The sequence below is a fragment of the Porphyrobacter sp. ULC335 genome, from assembly GCF_025917005.1.
Lineage (GTDB): Bacteria > Pseudomonadota > Alphaproteobacteria > Sphingomonadales > Sphingomonadaceae > Erythrobacter.
Genome location: NZ_CP078091.1, coordinates 145,007 through 162,051, shown reverse-complemented (window position 1 = coordinate 162,051; position 17,045 = coordinate 145,007). Strand labels below are relative to the sequence as shown.

General features: G+C 64.4%; 16 protein-coding genes. 10 read left to right on the top strand and 6 right to left on the bottom strand.

All coding sequences use genetic code 11. The annotated features are described in order from the left end of the window. Nucleotides 1–150: 150 nt before the first annotated feature. Nucleotides 151–495, bottom strand: a complete 345-nt coding sequence (locus tag KVF90_RS00785) for a low molecular weight protein tyrosine phosphatase family protein (protein WP_264392954.1) — start codon at nt 493–495, stop codon at nt 151–153. Nucleotides 496–676: 181 nt separating this feature from the next. Between KVF90_RS00785 and KVF90_RS00780 the strand changes: the two genes are divergently transcribed. From KVF90_RS00780 to prfH, 3 genes are read left to right on the top strand one after another with little or no spacing between them, the layout of a single operon-like run. Next, on the top strand, nt 677–811 hold the full coding sequence (locus KVF90_RS00780) for a hypothetical protein (RefSeq protein ID WP_264392953.1): 135 nt from the start codon (nt 677–679) through the stop codon (nt 809–811). Then, entirely contained in the window at nt 804–1,922 is a 1,119-nt protein-coding gene (locus tag KVF90_RS00775) for an RNA ligase RtcB family protein (RefSeq protein ID WP_264392952.1), read from the top strand. Before KVF90_RS00780 ends, KVF90_RS00775 begins: the two co-directional genes overlap by 8 nt. Further along, nucleotides 1,915–2,535 (top strand): peptide chain release factor H, encoded by a 621-nt coding sequence (gene prfH / locus KVF90_RS00770; protein ID WP_264392951.1) that lies wholly within the window; start codon nt 1,915–1,917, stop codon nt 2,533–2,535. The genes KVF90_RS00775 and prfH overlap by 8 nt, the downstream gene beginning before the upstream one ends. A gap of 26 nt (nt 2,536–2,561) precedes the next feature. On the opposite strand, the gene rtcA is transcribed toward prfH, so the two are convergent. The 3 genes from rtcA to KVF90_RS00755 all read right to left on the bottom strand — a co-directional run bounded on the left by rtcA (nt 2,562) and on the right by KVF90_RS00755 (nt 7,006). Beyond that, entirely contained in the window at nt 2,562–3,578 is a 1,017-nt protein-coding gene (gene rtcA, locus KVF90_RS00765) for an RNA 3'-terminal phosphate cyclase (RefSeq protein ID WP_264392950.1), read from the bottom strand. A gap of 41 nt (nt 3,579–3,619) precedes the next feature. Further along, nucleotides 3,620–4,846, bottom strand: a complete 1,227-nt coding sequence (locus KVF90_RS00760; RefSeq protein ID WP_264392949.1) for an RtcB family protein — start codon at nt 4,844–4,846, stop codon at nt 3,620–3,622. Nucleotides 4,847–5,458: 612 nt separating this feature from the next. Then, nucleotides 5,459–7,006, bottom strand: coding sequence for a vWA domain-containing protein (locus KVF90_RS00755; protein WP_264392948.1), 1,548 nt, complete (start codon nt 7,004–7,006; stop codon nt 5,459–5,461). Nucleotides 7,007–7,276: 270 nt separating this feature from the next. Between KVF90_RS00755 and rtcR the strand changes: the two genes are divergently transcribed. The 4 genes from rtcR (at nt 7,277) to KVF90_RS00735 (ending at nt 12,295) form a co-directional block, all read left to right on the top strand. Next, nucleotides 7,277–8,875, top strand: coding sequence for an RNA repair transcriptional activator RtcR (rtcR, locus tag KVF90_RS00750; protein WP_264392947.1), 1,599 nt, complete (start codon nt 7,277–7,279; stop codon nt 8,873–8,875). 314 nt (nt 8,876–9,189) lie between these two features. Further along, the gene (locus KVF90_RS00745) at nt 9,190–10,161 is read left to right on the top strand and encodes a complex I NDUFA9 subunit family protein (protein WP_264392946.1); all 972 of its coding nucleotides are present in this window, start codon (nt 9,190–9,192) and stop codon (nt 10,159–10,161) included. Nucleotides 10,162–10,448: 287 nt separating this feature from the next. After that, nucleotides 10,449–11,843, top strand: a complete 1,395-nt coding sequence (locus tag KVF90_RS00740) for an MATE family efflux transporter (RefSeq protein ID WP_264392945.1) — start codon at nt 10,449–10,451, stop codon at nt 11,841–11,843. Beyond that, nucleotides 11,840–12,295 carry a glyoxalase superfamily protein gene (locus KVF90_RS00735; protein WP_264392944.1) on the top strand — a complete coding sequence of 152 codons (456 nt, stop codon included), beginning with the start codon at nt 11,840–11,842 and terminating at the stop codon, nt 12,293–12,295. Before KVF90_RS00740 ends, KVF90_RS00735 begins: the two co-directional genes overlap by 4 nt. A 169-nt stretch (nt 12,296–12,464) precedes the next feature. Here KVF90_RS00735 and KVF90_RS00730 read toward each other — a convergent pair whose 3' ends face one another. Then, nucleotides 12,465–13,340, bottom strand: coding sequence for a dienelactone hydrolase family protein (locus KVF90_RS00730; RefSeq protein ID WP_264392943.1), 876 nt, complete (start codon nt 13,338–13,340; stop codon nt 12,465–12,467). Between the two features lie 131 nt (nt 13,341–13,471). On the opposite strand from KVF90_RS00730, the gene KVF90_RS00725 reads away from it, so the two are divergent. Further along, complete coding sequence (locus tag KVF90_RS00725) at nt 13,472–15,649, top strand: PQQ-dependent dehydrogenase, methanol/ethanol family (protein WP_264392942.1); 2,178 nt, start codon at nt 13,472–13,474, stop codon at nt 15,647–15,649. Next, nucleotides 15,649–16,101 (top strand): beta-lactamase hydrolase domain-containing protein, encoded by a 453-nt coding sequence (locus tag KVF90_RS00720; RefSeq protein WP_264392941.1) that lies wholly within the window; start codon nt 15,649–15,651, stop codon nt 16,099–16,101. Before KVF90_RS00725 ends, KVF90_RS00720 begins: the two co-directional genes overlap by 1 nt. On the opposite strand, the gene KVF90_RS00715 is transcribed toward KVF90_RS00720, so the two are convergent. Continuing rightward, on the bottom strand, nt 16,098–16,499 hold the full coding sequence (locus tag KVF90_RS00715) for a VOC family protein (protein ID WP_264392939.1): 402 nt from the start codon (nt 16,497–16,499) through the stop codon (nt 16,098–16,100). The genes KVF90_RS00720 and KVF90_RS00715 overlap by 4 nt on opposite strands. Before the next feature lie 156 nt (nt 16,500–16,655). Between KVF90_RS00715 and KVF90_RS00710 the strand changes: the two genes are divergently transcribed. Next, nucleotides 16,656–17,045, top strand: a complete 390-nt coding sequence (locus tag KVF90_RS00710) for a hypothetical protein (protein ID WP_264392938.1) — start codon at nt 16,656–16,658, stop codon at nt 17,043–17,045.

Genomic DNA, 17,045 nt, shown 5'->3' with positions numbered 1-17,045 from the left:
CCATTTGCAATGTCCCTCGTCCTGCAGGTGCTTTGGCGAGGCGCGATATCGCGTTCCCATCCCTTTGAAATGAAAGCTCTGCCGCCCCGGATCCCGATCATTCCCATGGGTCCGCGGGAATGCCGGATGGCGTGGTCAGATGAATATTTGTCAGGAGCGGGGTGGCCCCATCACCGGAAGATGTTGAGCCATGCGCGACTTTAGCAACCTCACAAGTTCGGGGTCCATGAAGTCATAATCGTCGGGAATATCCAGACAGATAACGCGCTGTCCACGTAGCGCATTGCGAAAGCGCTTTTGAAGCTTTGTCCGGTGCTGGCGTTCCATCACAACGATAATGTCGGCCCAGGCGACCAGTTCGGTCGTCAGAGGGTTTTCGGCGTCTTGGTTGGTTCCTGCCGAGGAAACCTGAATTCCCGGATGCTCTGCGAAAACCTGCTCAGCAGTCGGACTGCGCAATCGGTTCTGGCTGCAGATGAACAGGATGTTTTTCAAGATTTTGTTCGATCCGATTAATGCCCGCGCGGGAGACGCTTGTATCAGAGCCGATTCTCGGATAACCGGCCGCCGCGCCAATAACGGCCTGTTCTGAAAAAGGAAAGGAGAAGACCATGCGTGCAACTTTCGCCCGTCACCACCGTCAAATCCTATTCCCCTGTGTTCAGGAACAGATTGCATGGGCAATTCTCTCAAGGGCGATAGCTATCGCCTGATTGCTGTAGGTGGCATTGAAGCCGCCCACTTTCTCAATATTTCGAATGTCGTTGCCGTCACGGCCTATCCTCATCCGGGGGAGGCTCGCCATGCGTGACGACATGAGCCCGATCACTCTGATCGCGACCGACCACCGGCGCTTCGATCCCCTTGCCGTCGACCAGCTTGAAAAAACGGCAGGCTATGAAGGGATGGCGCGTGTTGTGGGTCTGCCGGATCTGCACGCCGGAAACGGCATCGCCGTTGGTGCAGCCTTCTGGTCGCCGGATCGGATCTGGCCGCATCTGGTCGGAAGCGACATCGGCTGCGGCATGGGTCTGTGGGAGACTGATAGTCTCGTCCGCAAGTTCAGGCTGGCTGCGGCCGAACGCAAGTTGCGGGGGCTGGACGAGCCGTGGTCGGGCGACGCGAGAGCCGCCCTGGCCGATGCCGGATTGTCGCCTGATCTTGCAAGTCCGGCAATCGGCACAATTGGCGGCGGCAACCACTTTGTCGAATTCCTGCGGATCGAACAGGTCCCGGACGAGGGCCGCTTTGCGGCGCTTGGGCTTCGGCACGACCGGGTGTGGATGATGGTCCATAGCGGCTCGCGCGGGTTGGGTCAGGCCGTGCAGCAGGCGCATCGGCAGGCCGACATCTCCCACGGAATCATCGCCCACACCCCCGAAGCCCAAGCCTATCTCGCCGATCACGATGCGGCTCTACAGTGGGGGATCGTCAACCGCGCGATCATTGCGACGCGCTTTTTCGAGTGCCTCGGCATGAATGGCAGGCAGGTGCTGGATATCTGCCACAACAGCGTGACCCCACATCAGGGCGGCTGGCTGCACCGCAAGGGCGCTGCACCTGCGGACCGTGGTCTGGTGACAATCCCGGGCTCGCGCGGGGATTTCAGCTATCTGGTCGAGCCGCTCGCCGATCACGCCGACCATGCGCTGCATTCGCTCGCGCATGGTGCGGGCCGCAAATGGAGCCGCAAGGACGCTCACGCCCGCCTCTCGCGCCGCTTCAGCGTGGCGGACATGCAGCGCACCGGGCTCGGCAGCCATGTGATCTGCGAAGACCGCCGCCTGATCTTCGAGGAGGCACCCGATGCCTACAAGGACATCGCCATGGTGATCGCCGATCTGGAGCAGGCGGGCCTGATCCGTGTGATCGCGCAGCTGCGCCCGCTGCTCAGCTACAAGACGAGGGGGCGGCATGGCTGAGGTGATCCTTCACATCACGGCAGGCAAGGGCCCGCAGGAATGCCGCTGGGTCGTCGCGCAGCTGGCGCGCACCTTTGCGCGGGAGGCGCGGGATAGCGGGCTGGAGGCCGAAGTGCTCGACGGGGCCGAGGCGTTGCCAGCCTCCGTCCTGCTGCGCATTCTGGGCGAGGGAGCGTCCGCCTTTGCTATGGAGCGGGTCGGCACCAACCAGTGGATCGGCACCAGTCCCCAGCGTCCAGGGCACAAGCGCCGCAACTGGTTTGTCGGCGTGGCGCTGGCTCCGCAGCCCGATGCCGTCCCCGATCTGGGGGAGCACGACGTCGCCTATCAGGCCATGCGCGCGAGCGGGCCGGGCGGCCAGCATGTCAACAAGACCGACAGCGCGGTGCGGGCGACACACCTGCCCACCGGTCTTGTCGCCACGGCGCAAGAGCAGCGATCCCAGCACGCCAACCGCAAGTTGGCGCGGCTGAAGCTCGCGATCATGCTGGAGGAACGGCGTGGGCAGGCGCTCTGCGATGCGCGCCGATCCCAATGGCAGGCCCATCAGGAGCTCGAGCGCGGCAATGCGGTGCGGGTCTATGCCGGCCCTGCCTTCAAGCTGAAGGCGTGACGTGTGCTGGGATGGCGGTGGCTGGCTTACCCGAGGCTCGCCAGCAACCGCCCCTCGGCATCCTCGTTGAAGGCAAACTCACGCCCGGTGAAGCGTGCGATCAGCGCCGCAGCGGTGCGGGTGTGTTCGGACAGCTTGACTGTCGTGAACGCCCCCGCGCCTGCCATTGCGAAGGGCAGCAGCAGCTGGTCCTGCAAGTACGGCCCGGCGAACGCGCCGGAGGCAAGGTAGCCCGCCATCCGCTTGGCGGCGGTCTTGGCAAGGCGCTCGGCCGGAATGCCGATCTGGCCAAAGGCGGACATCACCTCGGTCACGTGGTCGCATTCCGCCGTGATCAGAAGCGCGTTGCCGGGACCGTGGTCGGCGGGTAGCTGGACCGGGCCAAAGGCGTCCTCGGGCCAATCGGCCAGCACCTTGCGCGCGGCCTTCAGCTCGCGGTCGGCGATGTCGAAGGGGATGCCTGCGATCAATGCCTCGACCTTGCCACTTCGAAACGCGCCGCGTTCGATACATGCGATGGGCGCGAGCGGCGCAGGCGCAATCTCCAGCACGATCCGCCCCCCGCCGCGCGGGAAGAAGCCGTGACGCTCCAACGTCACCGACAGGCGCGGACCCATGCGGGCGAGCACCGGGAGCAGGGTGTGGGCGAGAAACTCGAACGGCGGGGCCGAGGCCGCGTGAGTCCCGCCCTCGATCACGATGCGCGAGGGCGCGTCCGCCAGCATCAGCGGAACGAGCACGGTCTGCACCACCAGCGCGGTGCTGCCGGCAGTGCCGATGGCGAAGTGGTATTCGCCGGGCATGACCGCGCCGGGACGGAAGGTCAGCTCGGTGGAGCCGACAGCGAGGCCCGAGCACTCCGCCGAGCCAACCGCTGCCGCCGCCTCGATGGCCGTGACGTGTTGGCGCATCAGGCCGGGCTTGGCCCGCCCGCCACGGATCTTGGCAATGGTGAAAGGCTCCCCGGTCAGCAGCGAGAGCGCCGCCGCATAACGCAGCACCTGCCCCCCGCCTTCGCCTTCTGAGCCGTCGATGGTGATCATTGATCTTTCTCTGGAATTGGGCAGGTGGTGCCCGCGAAAGGTTACCCCTTCACGCACACCACCTGCTTCAGCGTGTGTACGATCTCAACCAGATCGGCCTGTGCGGCCATCACGGCTTCGATCGGCTTGTAGGCGCGCGGCGTTTCGTCGATCACGCCCGCGTCCTTGCGGCACTCCACGCCCGCCGTGTCGGCGAGGTGCTCGTCGAGCGTCACCAGCTTCTTCGCCTCGGTCCGGCTCATCACCCGGCCTGCCCCGTGCGAGCAGCTGTCGAAGCTTTCGGGGTTGCCCAGCCCGCGCACGATGAAGCTTTTCGCGCCCATCGAGCCCGGAATGATCCCCATCACGCCCGTGGCTGCACGCACCGCGCCCTTGCGGGTGACCAGCACGTTTTCGCCGAAGTGATGCTCGCGCGTCACGTAGTTGTGATGGCAGTTCACCGCCTCGCACTCCGCATCGAAGGGCTTGGCAATCTGGCTGCGTACCGCATCCAGCACATGAGCCATCATCACCTGCCGGTTGAGCCGGGCAAAGTCCTGCGCCCATTCGACCGCCTCGACATAGTCATCGAAATGGTCGGTCCCTTCCGGGAAGTAGGCCAGGTCCTGATCAGGCAGGTTGATATGCCACTTGCGCATGTCCTGCTTGGCGAGTTCGATGAAGAACGTGCCGATCGCGTTGCCCACTCCGCGGCTGCCGGAGTGGAGCATCACCCACACGCGCTGTTCCTCGTCGAGGCACAGTTCAACGAAGTGGTTGCCCGTCCCCAGCGTGCCGAGGTGCATCAGGTTGTTGGTGTTGCGCAGACGCGGATGCTTGGCGACGATCCGGCCGAACCGTTCGGCAAGCTTCGCCCAGGCATCGACCGCCGCGCGGGGCGGTTCGCCCCACGCGCCCTTGTCGCGCTTGCCACGCCCCGCCGTCCGACCGTGCGGCACCGCCGCCTCGATCGCCGAGCGGATGGCCGCAAGGTTATCCGGCAGGTCGCTGGCGACCAGCGAAGTGCGCGCCGCCATCATGCCGCAGCCGATATCGACGCCCACTGCCGCCGGGATCACCGCGCCCTTGGTCGGGATCACCGAGCCCACGGTTGCGCCGATCCCCACGTGCACATCGGGCATCGCCGCGACATGCTTGAAGATGAACGGCATCTGCGCCGCACGGGCCAGCTGCTCGCGCGCCTTGTCATCGACAGGCACGCCGCGCGTCCACATCTTGATCGGCGATCCGCCCTCTGCCTGATGGTATTCGTAAGTCGTCCGGGTCATCGCGACCTCCTGTTATGCTTTAAAAGTGCCGACGGCGAGGGTGTGGCGAGACGTTTTTCTGAGCTACTCCGGTTGCCCGGGGGCGGACTTGAACCGCCGAACTTCTGCTTTCGCAGACGCTCTACCCATGTAGTCCCGCCGGCATCCGCCAGCGTGTTGTTCAAGTAATGCTTCTCTCGGCGACGAAGGTTTGAAAGGACATTCCTGCTCTACCAGCTGAGCTACAGGTCCGCATTTGGTGGACCTGGCGGGATTCGAACCCGCGACCAGGCGATTAACATTCGATGTAGTCCTTCCGGCATTCGCCGTGAGTTGGGAAAAGGTCGTGGCGACGAAGATTTGTCGAGACGGCGGCCCTTAAGCTACTGCTCCAAGAGGGATTTGAACCCTATCTCCCCGGACCGTTGCCGGAACCGGGGCGCTTTGCCCGACGGGGCCTTCTTCGTGGTGGATGTAGTCCCGACCGGCATTCGCCCCGACCATTTCCCAAGTTGTGTTTGTGCGGTCGCGGCGACGAGGTTCGGGAAAGACGGGCGCCCTCAGCTGAGAGCCACCATCGTTGCAGGATGTAGTCCTTCCCGGCATTCGCCGCGACCGCACTGTTCAATTCATTCAAATCTCCACTTCGTTGACGACTTCGACCCAGTCGCGCGCCGTCCCGTTGGCAAAGCGCGCCATCGTGTCGAACACCGCGTCGGTGAACCCACCGACATTCATGATGTCCTTGCGGTCCTTGGCCTGCGTCGAGCCGTAAGGCTGGATGTCGATGCAGATCAGCTTCGCTTGCCGGTTACGGGTCTTCAGCCGGGTCCACTCGTTCATCGTCGCCGTTGCCCCGCGCCGGGAAGGATCGAGCCAGGATTCGTTATCCGACACAATCACCACCACATCGACCTTGGCCTTCTCGCGGTTAAGCAGTTCGAGCGGCGCCGACACGCTGGTGCCCCCGCCGCCGACCGCCGCCAGCTTCGCCGCATTGACCGCGACGCGCGCTTTGGGATCAAGCTTCACGTCCACGACGCGGTTCTCGAACGGCAGCACGCGGGTCTGCGGATTGCTCCGCAGCATCGCGGCCGCCACCAGTGCGGCGATGTCGATGCAGCGCACGACCGAGGTCGCACCCTTGCGGTACCCGGTCGCGGGCGAGCTCATCGAGCCCGACACGTCCGGACACACCACGACATGACCTTCCAGCTTCGGCACCCGCGCCAGCGAGGCTTCGAGCGCCGTTTCCAGCGCCGCCTGCACCAGCAGCGGAACCCCGTCGCCCACTTGGCCGAGCGCGGTCATCAGCTGGTAGGGCGCGGGACGAACCTTCGCCATCGCCGTCTCGTCCGACAACCGGGCCGCGACCGCCTGGGTCACGCCGTCGATCTGGAACGCACCCTTGCGGGCCAGCGTGTTGAGGTTCATCCGCAGCGCCTGCCAGCCCATGCGCTCCGCCAGCACAGCCCATTGCTTGGCCGTGAGGTCGAAGGCGGTCAGCCATTCGAAGGGCACATCGGGCAGCGGCCGCGAACGGTCCGCCTTCCATGCTTCGAACGCCGCGAGTTCCGCCGGCAGGGCGGCGACGTCATAGGGCTTGCCGATCAGCCAGCCATAGAACGCGCGCCGCTCGGCCGAGGCCGGGGCCGGGTGAACCATCTTGACGATGTCCGCCAAGCTCGGATCATTGCCGGTCGCCGCCTGCATCAGCTGGCGGGTCGAGGCGTTTTCCAGCCACTCGCGCACAAGCCGCTTCGGACGCGAACCCAGTGAGGTCCGTCCGGCCTGGCCCGAGCGCATGATCTGCACGAAAGTGCGCAGCATTCGCCCGTTGTCGATCACGCGCCGGAACACCGGAACCATCAGGTCCGGGTCCGCCGTCGAGAGCACCGCGGTGAGCAGCGCCGGCATGTCCTTCATCGCGCCTGACTGGCGGGCATAAACTGCACACTTGGCGACCCACAGCGGATCAACCGCGCGCGCTGCCTCAAGCGCCTTGGCGAGCTGCGTTTCGGCATCGGTATAGAAGCCGTCCGAAAGCGTACCCGTGGCGGCGAGCTGCGCAAGCAGCGCCTCGGGGCCATAAGCATAGGCGACACCGCCTGCCTCATTGACCGTGTCGGTTCGCGGCAGGAAGCGCGAGAGCGCCGAAGAAAAGAGCGTCTTGTTGGCCATCGTCCAACTCCATCGTGAATTCGTCCTGCGGGGCTTTGGGCGGCCGGCCCATTCCGGCCGCCCTTCATCCCGCATCACGCCGGGTGTTCGACCGCCCGGCACTTTTCCTACAGCATGGGGCGTGCCAAACCGACTTGGTACGCTTGGAGATTTCTTATCATACTGATTTTAAATGACTTGATGGCGGACGCGAGAAAGGGCCGCTTCGGGCAGCAATCCCTGAATTAGATATACTTGTATCGCAGTCGATAAAAATTTATCGTATGCGGCATGAAACCTACGACCGTCATCGGCTTTCTCGGCTCAACTCTTGATGCCGCCAAGTTCGGGCCCTCGCGCTGGAACAAGTGGCGGCCCACGGTCAGCATTTGCATGCAGGAGGATCTGAGGGTCGATCGCTTCGTGCTGATCCATGGCAGCTACCACAGCCGTCTTGCCGAGTTCATCGCCGAGGATATCCGCAGCGTCTCGCCGGAGACGGAGGTCGTCCCTCACGTGATGGACTTTGCTGATGCCTGGGACTTTGAGGAGGTTTACGGCAAGCTGCTCGATTTCGCGCGCGGCTTTCCTTTCGATCCCGAGGTGCAGGACTATCTCGTCCACATCACGACCGGCACGCACGTCGCGCAGATCTGCCTCTTCCTGCTGACCGAGGCGCGTTATCTGCCCGGCCGCCTGCTGCAGACCCAGCCGGCGCGGGGCGTGCCGCAGCCGGTGGGGACCTGGGCCGCAATCGATCTCGATCTGTCGCGCTACGATTCGATCGCCACCCGCTTTGCCGAAGCGAGCGTGGAGAGCGCCAGCTTTCTCAAGAGCGGTATCGACACCCGCAACGCGGCCTTCAATCGCATGATCGAGGAGATTGAGCAGGTCGCGGTGCGAAGCCGCGCACCCATCCTGCTGATGGGGCCAACCGGCGCGGGCAAGAGCCAGCTGGCGCGCAAGGTTTATGAATTGAAGAAGCTGCGTCACCAGGTCAGCGGGCCCTTCGTCGAGGTCAACTGCGCAACGTTGAAGGGCGACAGCGCGATGTCGGCACTGTTCGGGCACAGGAAGGGTGCGTTCACCGGCGCCGCGCAGGATCGCCCGGGCCTGCTGAAGAGCGCCAACAAGGGCGTATTGTTCCTCGACGAGATCGGCGAGCTTGGTCTCGACGAACAGGCCATGATCCTGCGCGCGATCGAAGATGGGCGATTTCTCCCCGTCGGCGCTGACAGCGAGACGAAGAGCGAGTTCCAGCTCATCGCCGGCACCAATCGCGATCTGGTCAGCGCAGTCGCAGCCGGATCGTTTCGCGATGACCTCTTCGCCCGCCTCAACCTGTGGACCTTTACCCTGCCGGGGCTTGCCGAGCGGCGCGAGGATATCGAACCCAACCTCGATTTCGAGCTCGACCGCTTCGCAGAAAGAGAGGGCACGCGAGTGACCTTCAACAAGGAGGCACGCGAGCGCTACCTCGCCTTCGCCACCGGCCCGTCAGCGCGCTGGGCAGGCAATTTCCGGGATCTCGCGGCTAGCGTCACGCGGATGGCGACACTCAGTCCCGGCGCCCGCATTGACGCTGAGACCGTCGCCGCAGAAACGGCCAGATTGGCACGGCTGTGGGCGGGCGAGACACTCGGCCGCCAGTGTCTTGAGGCGTTGTTCGCTGCCGGGCAGCTAGAAGAAATCGATCCCTTTGATAGGGTGCAGCTCGACTATGTCGTCTCCGTATGCCGCCAGAGCGCGAGCCTTGCGGACGCTGGTCGCCGTCTGTTCGCCGCATCCCGGCGCCAGCGCAGCTCGACCAATGACGGCGACCGTCTTCGAAAATACCTTGCCAAATTCAATCTCGATTGGAACGCCGTTACCGGAGTCGAGCGCGGCTGAGGCGAGCGGTTCGGGGACCGGGCTCTGGAAACTGAAGCTGGGAATTTACGGCAACGAGCAGAAGCTCACCTTCGGCACCTACCCTAAAGAGCGATTCAAGCGGGGTCTAAAGGGGGTCTAACCGGGGTCTGGAGCGCGCAAGGTCCAGCCGAGGGGGCATCTGGCGGCGGGCAAAATTCCCCCGGGCAGCGGGCCTGCGCGCGAACGATGCGGCGCCGACCCGCAACAGCCCCCATCGCACCCCTTGCCTCTCCGCTGCGCTTGCCGCAAAGCGCTGCCAGCACACAGGCAGCCACCAAGAGCGAGCACCCCCCATGCCCTCCGCATCCATCTCCTCCCCGCTTTCCGGCCAGCTGGTCACGATTTTCGGCGGCACCGGTTACATCGGCAACTACGTTGCGCAGAGCCTTCTTCAGCGCGGCGCGCGTGTTCGATTGGCGAGCCGTTCGCCCGGCAAGGCGCAGAGCCTCAAGCCGCTTGCCAATCTCGGCCAGCTTCAGCTGATGCCTTGCGACGTCACCCACGAGGAGCATGTCGCCGCCGCGCTTGAGGGGGCGAGCCATGTGGTCAATCTGGTCGGCGCTTTCGATGGCGATCTCATCAAGCTGACCGGCGAGACGCCCGGCACCGTCGCGCGGCTGGCTGCTGCCGGCGGCGTCAAGTCGCTCGTCCAGATCAGCGCCATCGGCGCCGACCCTGCCTCGCCCACCGCCTATGCGCGCGGGAAGGGGCTGGGCGAGGCCAATGTCCTCGCCGCCTTCCCCAAGGCGACGATCCTGCGTCCCTCCATCGTGTTCGGCAAGGACGACAATTTCCTCAACCTGTTCGGCGGCATGATCGAGATGCTGCCCGTGCTCCCCGTGTTCGGGCCGCAGGCGAAGCTGCAACTGGTCTATGCCGATGACGTGGCCGAAGCGGTGGCAGTGGCGCTCGAACATCCGGAGCTGCACGGCGGGCACACCTATGAACTGGGCGGGCCGGAACAGCTCACCATGATGGAAATCCACGAGCGGATCGCTGCCGCACAGGGCAGGAAGCGCACCTTCCTCGCCATGCCGGACGGGATCAGCGCGACCTTTGCCGCGATGCCGCTGACGCCGATGAGCCGCGACCAGTGGGCGCTGCTCAAGCCCGGCAGCACCGTCGCACCGGACGCGCGCGGCTTTGCAGAGCTCGGCATCGAGCCCAAGCCGCTCGGCCTGTTCCTCGACAAGTGGATGCTGCGTTACCGCAAGCACGGGCGTTTTGGCGCGGCGAACGAGCGGGCCAAGGTGCGCAAGGGGTAAGGGGGCGGCCCCTTTATTGCGCCTGCTTTCCCCGAGAGTGGGCCAAAGGCTGCGAGGCAGCCATCTACCCCATAGCAGTCATCTGGCACCCCTTCAGGAGGGCATGACCAGCATTGACATTGATATGACCTCGCCGCATTGGGCGCCGAGGTGCCGGGCACCTGCCGCCTGCAGACGCAAGTCACGGTGAAGCCCGGAACAGACAAAACCCTCACCCTCGAAGAGCATTCGCAGGTGGATAACGCAGGCACCCGCCCATTTTGAATGCTCTTTGTGGAGAGTGGGCGATGTCGTCTGTACCTTCTGAAGAATATTCGTTCCTGACAGCCCCTATCGGGCGTTTGTTGGCTGCCAATGCCGTGCCCATGGCATTTGTCATGGGGATGAGCGGACTGCTCAATGTCGTCGATGCCGCATTCCTGGGGCATTACGTGGGGCCTGACGCACTGGCCGCGGTGACCTTCAGCTTTCCCGGCGTCATGATATTGATCGCCTTGGGGTCATTGGTTGGCGGCGGAATGTCGAGCCTCTTTGCGCGCTATCTGGGAGCGGGCGACCGCACATCGGCTGCGATGATTTTCGCCAGCGCGCATGGCCTCTGCCTGATTGTCAGTTTTGGGTTGGTTGCGGTCTTCTGGCTCTTTGGCCCTTCGAGTTTTGCGGCGATGGCGAAAGACAAGGGCGACGTCGCTTCGCTTGCCAGCGCCTATCTGCTCATCCTCGTCAGCGGGGCTCCCATCCAGTTTCTGATGAATCTCCACGCCGACGCTGCGCGATGCGAAGGGCGGGCGGGTTTCATGGCGATCCTGTCCGTTGGGGTGACAGTCGCAAACATTGCGCTCAATTATGTATTGATCGTCATTCTGCAAATGGGTGTGGCGGGGTCTGCCTGGGGCACGGTGCTGGCGCAGGCCCTTGGGCTGGCTATGCTGATCGAACTGCGGCGGCGAGATTCACGCCTTCTGCCCCTGGCGACGCTGCTGCGTTTTCCCTGGAAGAATAGCTGGCGGGCGATCCTCGCGCTTGGTCTGCCGCTCAGTCTCAGCTTCATCGGCATGGCTTTGGTATCTGGAGCGGTAATCGGCGCAGTCAACCGGACCGGGGCAGAGGATCACAACGCCGTCGTCGCGGCCTATGGCATCGTGACACGCATCCTCGGATTTGCCTTCATGCCGTTGATGGCGCTTGCCCTGGCAACCCAGACAATCGTGGGAACCAACAGCGGAGCGGGTCTCGATGCACGATCGGATCAGGCTCTGACCCGAGCAGTTGGTCTGGCCTTTGGATATTGCCTGCTGCTTGAGCTGGGTCTTTTCACGGCAAGCGGATGGTTGGGGGCAGGTTTTGTCGATGACGCGCAGGTCGTGTCCGCGGTCGGTATGATCATTCGGCCAATCCTGATCTTCTACCTTTTTTCCGGGCCGATCCTTGTCCTGGCGATGTATTTCCAAGCAATCGGCATGCCCACTCGAACTGCGTCACTGATGCTGCTGAAGCCCTTTGTTCTGGCGCCCCTGGCGATCTTCGCCTTTGCAAACCTTGCGGCACCGGATCATCTCTGGTTCGCTTTCCCGGTGGTGGATGGCGCAGTTCTCATGGTCGCCCTGATGTTGTTCGCTCGGCATATCGGATCCGCCGATCATCGGGGAAACGGGGCTGGCAAGAGGAGCACCCGAACATGATCGTCCACTCGATAGAAGAGGCCAAGGCCCGGGCAGTTCACCTTCGGAAAATGGAGGCCGATAAGGGCCAGTTGCTGTCTCATGGCAAAGCGCTGGAGATGGTCGCGAAGGAGCAGGGAGCACAGGACTGGAATACGCTGGTGGCGCGGCTCTCCAAGGCCGAAGCAGCCACCCGGAAGATCGATTTTCTTACCTTGCATCACGGAGCGATGGTGGAAGGGCGTTACATGAATCAGCCTTTCACAGGCCGGATAGTGAGCGCGTCCGAAGACGGTCAGAAACTCCGGCTTGCAATCCAGCTCGATCAGGCAGTCGACACCGTAACCTTTGCCTCATTCTCAAATATGAGGCGCCGGGTTCAAGGGACAATCGGAAAGGACGGACGATCGGCCGAGCGGACATCAAACGGGATCCCTCACCTTATGATCACCAAGATCGTCGAGAAGGATTAAGTCCTGGGGGCTTGTCCGGCTGCAGATTGCGATGTCGAAGGCAAGGGCCGCCTCCCGGTCAGCATTCCTGTCTCCGGGTCAAATTCTGCCGGGCTCATCTCCAGCCATTAGCGGCCATCAGCTGGTCGATGAGCATCACCCGGAAGCGGACGGCTTGCGTGGTTGACCTCTAAGCCAGCGCGTTCGCGTAGAGCGCTTTCAGGTCGGCCTCGCCCCGCGCGGCGGCGGTGGCGTCGTAGGCCGGGCTGTCGGACACCATCCAGCCGTGATCGCCGGGATAGACGGTGACGACCGCAGAGACCTTGGCGGCTTCGGCGGCTGCGGCAAATGTCGCCTTGTCGTTCGGTGCCTCGGCGTCATCATCCTGCGCAACGGCGATCAGCAGCGCGGCATCGACCTTGTCCAGCAGCGCGTGCGGGCTCATCGGATTGTCGGGGCGCACCAGACCGCCGCCGTGGAAGCTGGCTGCGGCCTTGATGCGGGACGGCACTGCCGCCGCGCTCCACACCGTGAAGGGCCCACCCATGCAATAGCCCTGCGTGCCGATGCCCCTGTTTTTGTCGACACCCTCTTGCCCGTCGAGCCAATCCACGATCGCGGTGGCGTCGCGCATGATCGCGGCGGCATCCAGCTTCTTGCGCCACGGGCCGACCTTGCCGAACCCGCCGCCCGCGATGAAGCCCGCAAAGTCGGCGAACTGTTCGCCCGCGACGTCGCGGTAATAGGGGTTCACCACCAGCACGGCATAGCCTGCGGCGGCCAGCTTGCGGGCGATGCCGCGCTTGGCCTCGCGGATGCTGGCGATGTCGGGCCACAGGATCACGGCGGGGTGGTTGCCGCTCTCCGGCTGGACGAAGAACCCGTCCATCGTGCCGTCAGCGGTGGCAAAGGTGACGCCGCCTTCCTTGAGGCCCGCCGCGCTGTTCTGCGCTATGCCTTCACCGGGCGCACAGGCGGCGAGCGCGGCCGCGCCGGTCAGCGCGCCGAACTGGCGGCGGCTGATGGTTTGCCGGGCCCAATCGGCCAGCTTGCTCTCATCGCACATGCAAATCTCTCCTGTTGGCCCCTCAGCCACACCGCAGCTTGTGGCGCGGCCGGGCGCGGGTCGCAAGCAGCAATGGACAAGCCTGCAATCGCGGGGCAACATGCCGCAAAAGAAAACAGGGAGAGGGATCGATGGACCTGAAGCGGTGGGCGCTTGGCGCGGGGCTATTGCTGTCAGCGGGGATGCTGGCGAATTGCAGCCAGATTTTCGGTGGCAGCGCAGAAGGTGAGGGCATCACCACCGCCATGCTCGTCGGCGCGGATGGCGATAGCGCCAACTGGATCAGCCACGGGCGCACCTATTCCGAACAGCGCTATTCCCCGCTCGACGGGGTGAACCGTGAGAATGTCGGCCAGCTGGGCCTTGCCTGGTATGCCGATATGGACACCGGGCGCGGGCAGGAGGCGACCCCGCTGGTGATGGATGGCAAGCTCTACCTCACCACCGCGTGGAGCAAGGTGAAGGCGTTTGACGCCACCACCGGCAAGGCGCTGTGGGAGTATGATCCCAAGGTTCCGGGCGAGACCGCGGTCAAGGCCTGCTGTGACGTCGTGAACCGGGGCCTTGCGGCTTACGGCGACAAGCTGTTCTTCGGCACGCTGGATGGCCGGTTGATCGCGCTTGATCGGGACACCGGTGCCGTCGCGTGGGAGACAGTCACGGTCGACCAGTCCAAAAGCTACACCATCACCGGCGCGCCGCGCGTGATCGATGGCAAGGTGATCATCGGCAATGGCGGGGCGGAGTTCGGGGTGCGCGGGTTCGTTGCCGCCTATGATGCGGACAGCGGCAAGCAGCTGTGGAAGTTCTACACCGTGCCTGAAGGCGGTGACGCGAAAGACCAGCCCGCGTACCTCCAGAAGGCCGCCGAAACGTGGAACATGGACGTGCTCGGCGCGTCGGACGCGATTGGCGGCGGGGGGACCGTGTGGGACTCGATGGCCTATGACCCCGATCTCGACCTCCTCTATATCGGTGTCGGAAACGGCTCTCCGTGGAACCGCGCCTATCGCAGTCCCGGCAAGGACGGGACGGGGGAGGGGGACAACCTCTACCTCTCCAGCATCGTCGCGATCCGGCCCAAGACGGGCGAGTATGTCTGGCACTATCAGACCACGCCGGGCGAGACCTGGGACTACACCGCCACGCAGCACATCATGCTCGCCGACATGGAGATCGAGGGCAAAATGCGGAAGGTGCTGATGCAGGCACCCAAGAACGGCTTCTTCTATGTGATCGACCGCGAGACGGGGAAGTTCATCTCCGCCAAGCCCTATGTCAGCGTCAATTGGGCAAGCGGCATCGACCCTGTGACGGGCCGCCCGATCGAGAACCCCGAAACGCGGGTGGACAAGACCGGCAAGCCAGCACTGGTCACCCCCGGCGCGCTGGGCGGGCATAACTGGCATCCGATGGCCTACAGCCCGACCGAGAACCTCGTCTACATTCCGGCTTTCGAGGCGGGGATGATGTACGCGCCCGAGGCTGACTGGAAGCCCGACACCGCGCGCGGGTTCAATGTCGGTTTCAACCTCGGTGCTGGCGATCTGCCCCCTGACGGTGGCTTCCGCAAACAGGTCGCGGGGACGCTCAAGGGGATGCTGGTGGCGTGGGACCCGGTGGCGCAAAAGCCGCGCTGGACGGTCGAGCATCCCGGGCCGTGGAACGGCGGCTTGCTGGCCACGGGCGGGGGCCTTGTGTTCCAGGGCACCACCGGAAGCGAGTTCAACGCCTATGATGCGGGCAGTGGCAAGAAGCTTTGGAGCTTCGCTGCGCAGACCGGCGTGGTCGCGCCGCCTGTCACCTACACCGTCAATGGCGAGCAATATGTCGCAGTGCTGGCCGGGTGGGGCGGAGCCTATGCCCTGTCGGTCGATGGCGACCTGATCAACCGCAAGGCCCCGGTGCGCAACATCTCGCGCCTGCTGGTGTTCAAGATCGGCGGGACTGCGAAGCTGCCGCCCGAACCGGCGCTGGCCGACTTGCCGCTCGATCCGCCGCCGAGCACCGCTTCGCCCGAGGTGATTGCCGTGGGGCAGATGAAATATGGCCGCTACTGCGCCGTGTGCCATGCGCCGGGCGCGGTGGGATCGACCGTGCTGCCCGATCTGCGCCGCGCCGGATCGCTCGAAAGCGCACAGGCGTGGAGCGCGGTGGTGCATGACGGAGCGCTGAAGGACAATGGCATGGCCAGCTTCGCCGGATCGCTCAGCAAGCCGGAGATCGAGGCAATCCGCGCCTATGTCATCAAGCGCGCCAACGAGGACAAGGCGCTGGAGACGGGGACGAAGAAGGTCGCCCGGCGCTGATGCAGCCGGGCGATCCTGCGGACATCCGCAACTGGCAGCGGCGGCCCGACGGGATCACCACTTCGGGCAAGCTCGAAGCCGGTGACCCCGCACGCCTCGCCGCGATCGGCGTGCGCCATGTGGTGAACCTCGCGCTCAACACGCACCCCGAGGCGCTGGCGGATGAGGCTGCGCTTCTGGCTGCCGAGGGGATTGCCTACACGCATATCCCTGTGCCCTTCGATGCGCCCACGCCCGATCATGTCGCGGCGCTGGAGCAGGCGCTTGCCGCACAGCCGGGCCCTATCCACGTGCATTGCATCATGAACTGGCGGGTGACCGCGTTCTTCTACCTGCTCGACCGTGCCGGCGGTGTGCCGGAGCCCGAGGCCCGCGCGCGGATGGCGGCTATCTGGAACCCGCTGGAAGACGAGAATGCCCCCGCCGCATGGCGTGCCCTGCTGGAGGGCTAGCTCGCGAAGAAGTTCAGCTCCAGCAGCACGTTGTTGGGATCGGCAGTGAAGATCTGCCGCAAGCCCACCGATGATAGGTCGTTGATCGTGTAATCCGCGCCCCGCGCATCGAGCCGCGCTTTCACAGTGTCGAACGCACCGCAGCGCAGCGCGACATGGTGGATCGCCCCGGTCTCCGCCCCCGGAGCGACCGCGCGATCAAAGGCGCGCGGGCAGTCCACGGAATTGAGGTGCAGGATCGCATTGCCCGCGTGGTCGTACATCCACCGCACATGCTCGGGCAGCAGCGGCGGCGGGCCGTCGCGCTCCTCCAGATCGAGCAGTTCGGCATAGAACCGCGCGGTCTCGGCAAGCCGGTCGGTGATGATGTTCACATGGTCAAGGCGATGTACGATCATGCACGGCAGGATGCGGCGCCGCTGGCCTTTGCGCCACTGGCAAAAGCGTCCGTTCAGATAAACCCCTCCAAACCTTTCTGCCAGATAACCGAAGCGTTCAGGAAGGCGTCAAAGCGGCCAAGGCAGGCTGGTGTCCTCACTATCGGGGGAGATATCATGAAGCCGCTTATTCTTGCCTCTGCCGCGATTGCCGCCGCAGCCGTGCTGCCCGCTGTCCCTGCCACCGCGCAGGCGCTTTCGAGCGGGGACTACGCCCAGTGTACCGTTTATGACCGGGATGGCCGCAACCGCGGACTCGACAGCGTGTGTCTGGAGCGCAAGCGCACCCAGCTGCTCCGCTTGCAGAACCAGCAGAGCTTCTACAGCGCGCCGGTGCCCTATGCCTATGGCAGCGAGCCCTGCCCGCTGTGGGCCAATGGCGGGCGCGGGTTCAGCTACACGGTCTATTCCTATGGGACGCCGCCGATCGCCGCTGCGTTCGACTCGGTGCAGAACGGGCGGCCCTGCATGCCGCAGATCAATATCCGCCTGCCGGGCATGCCGTAA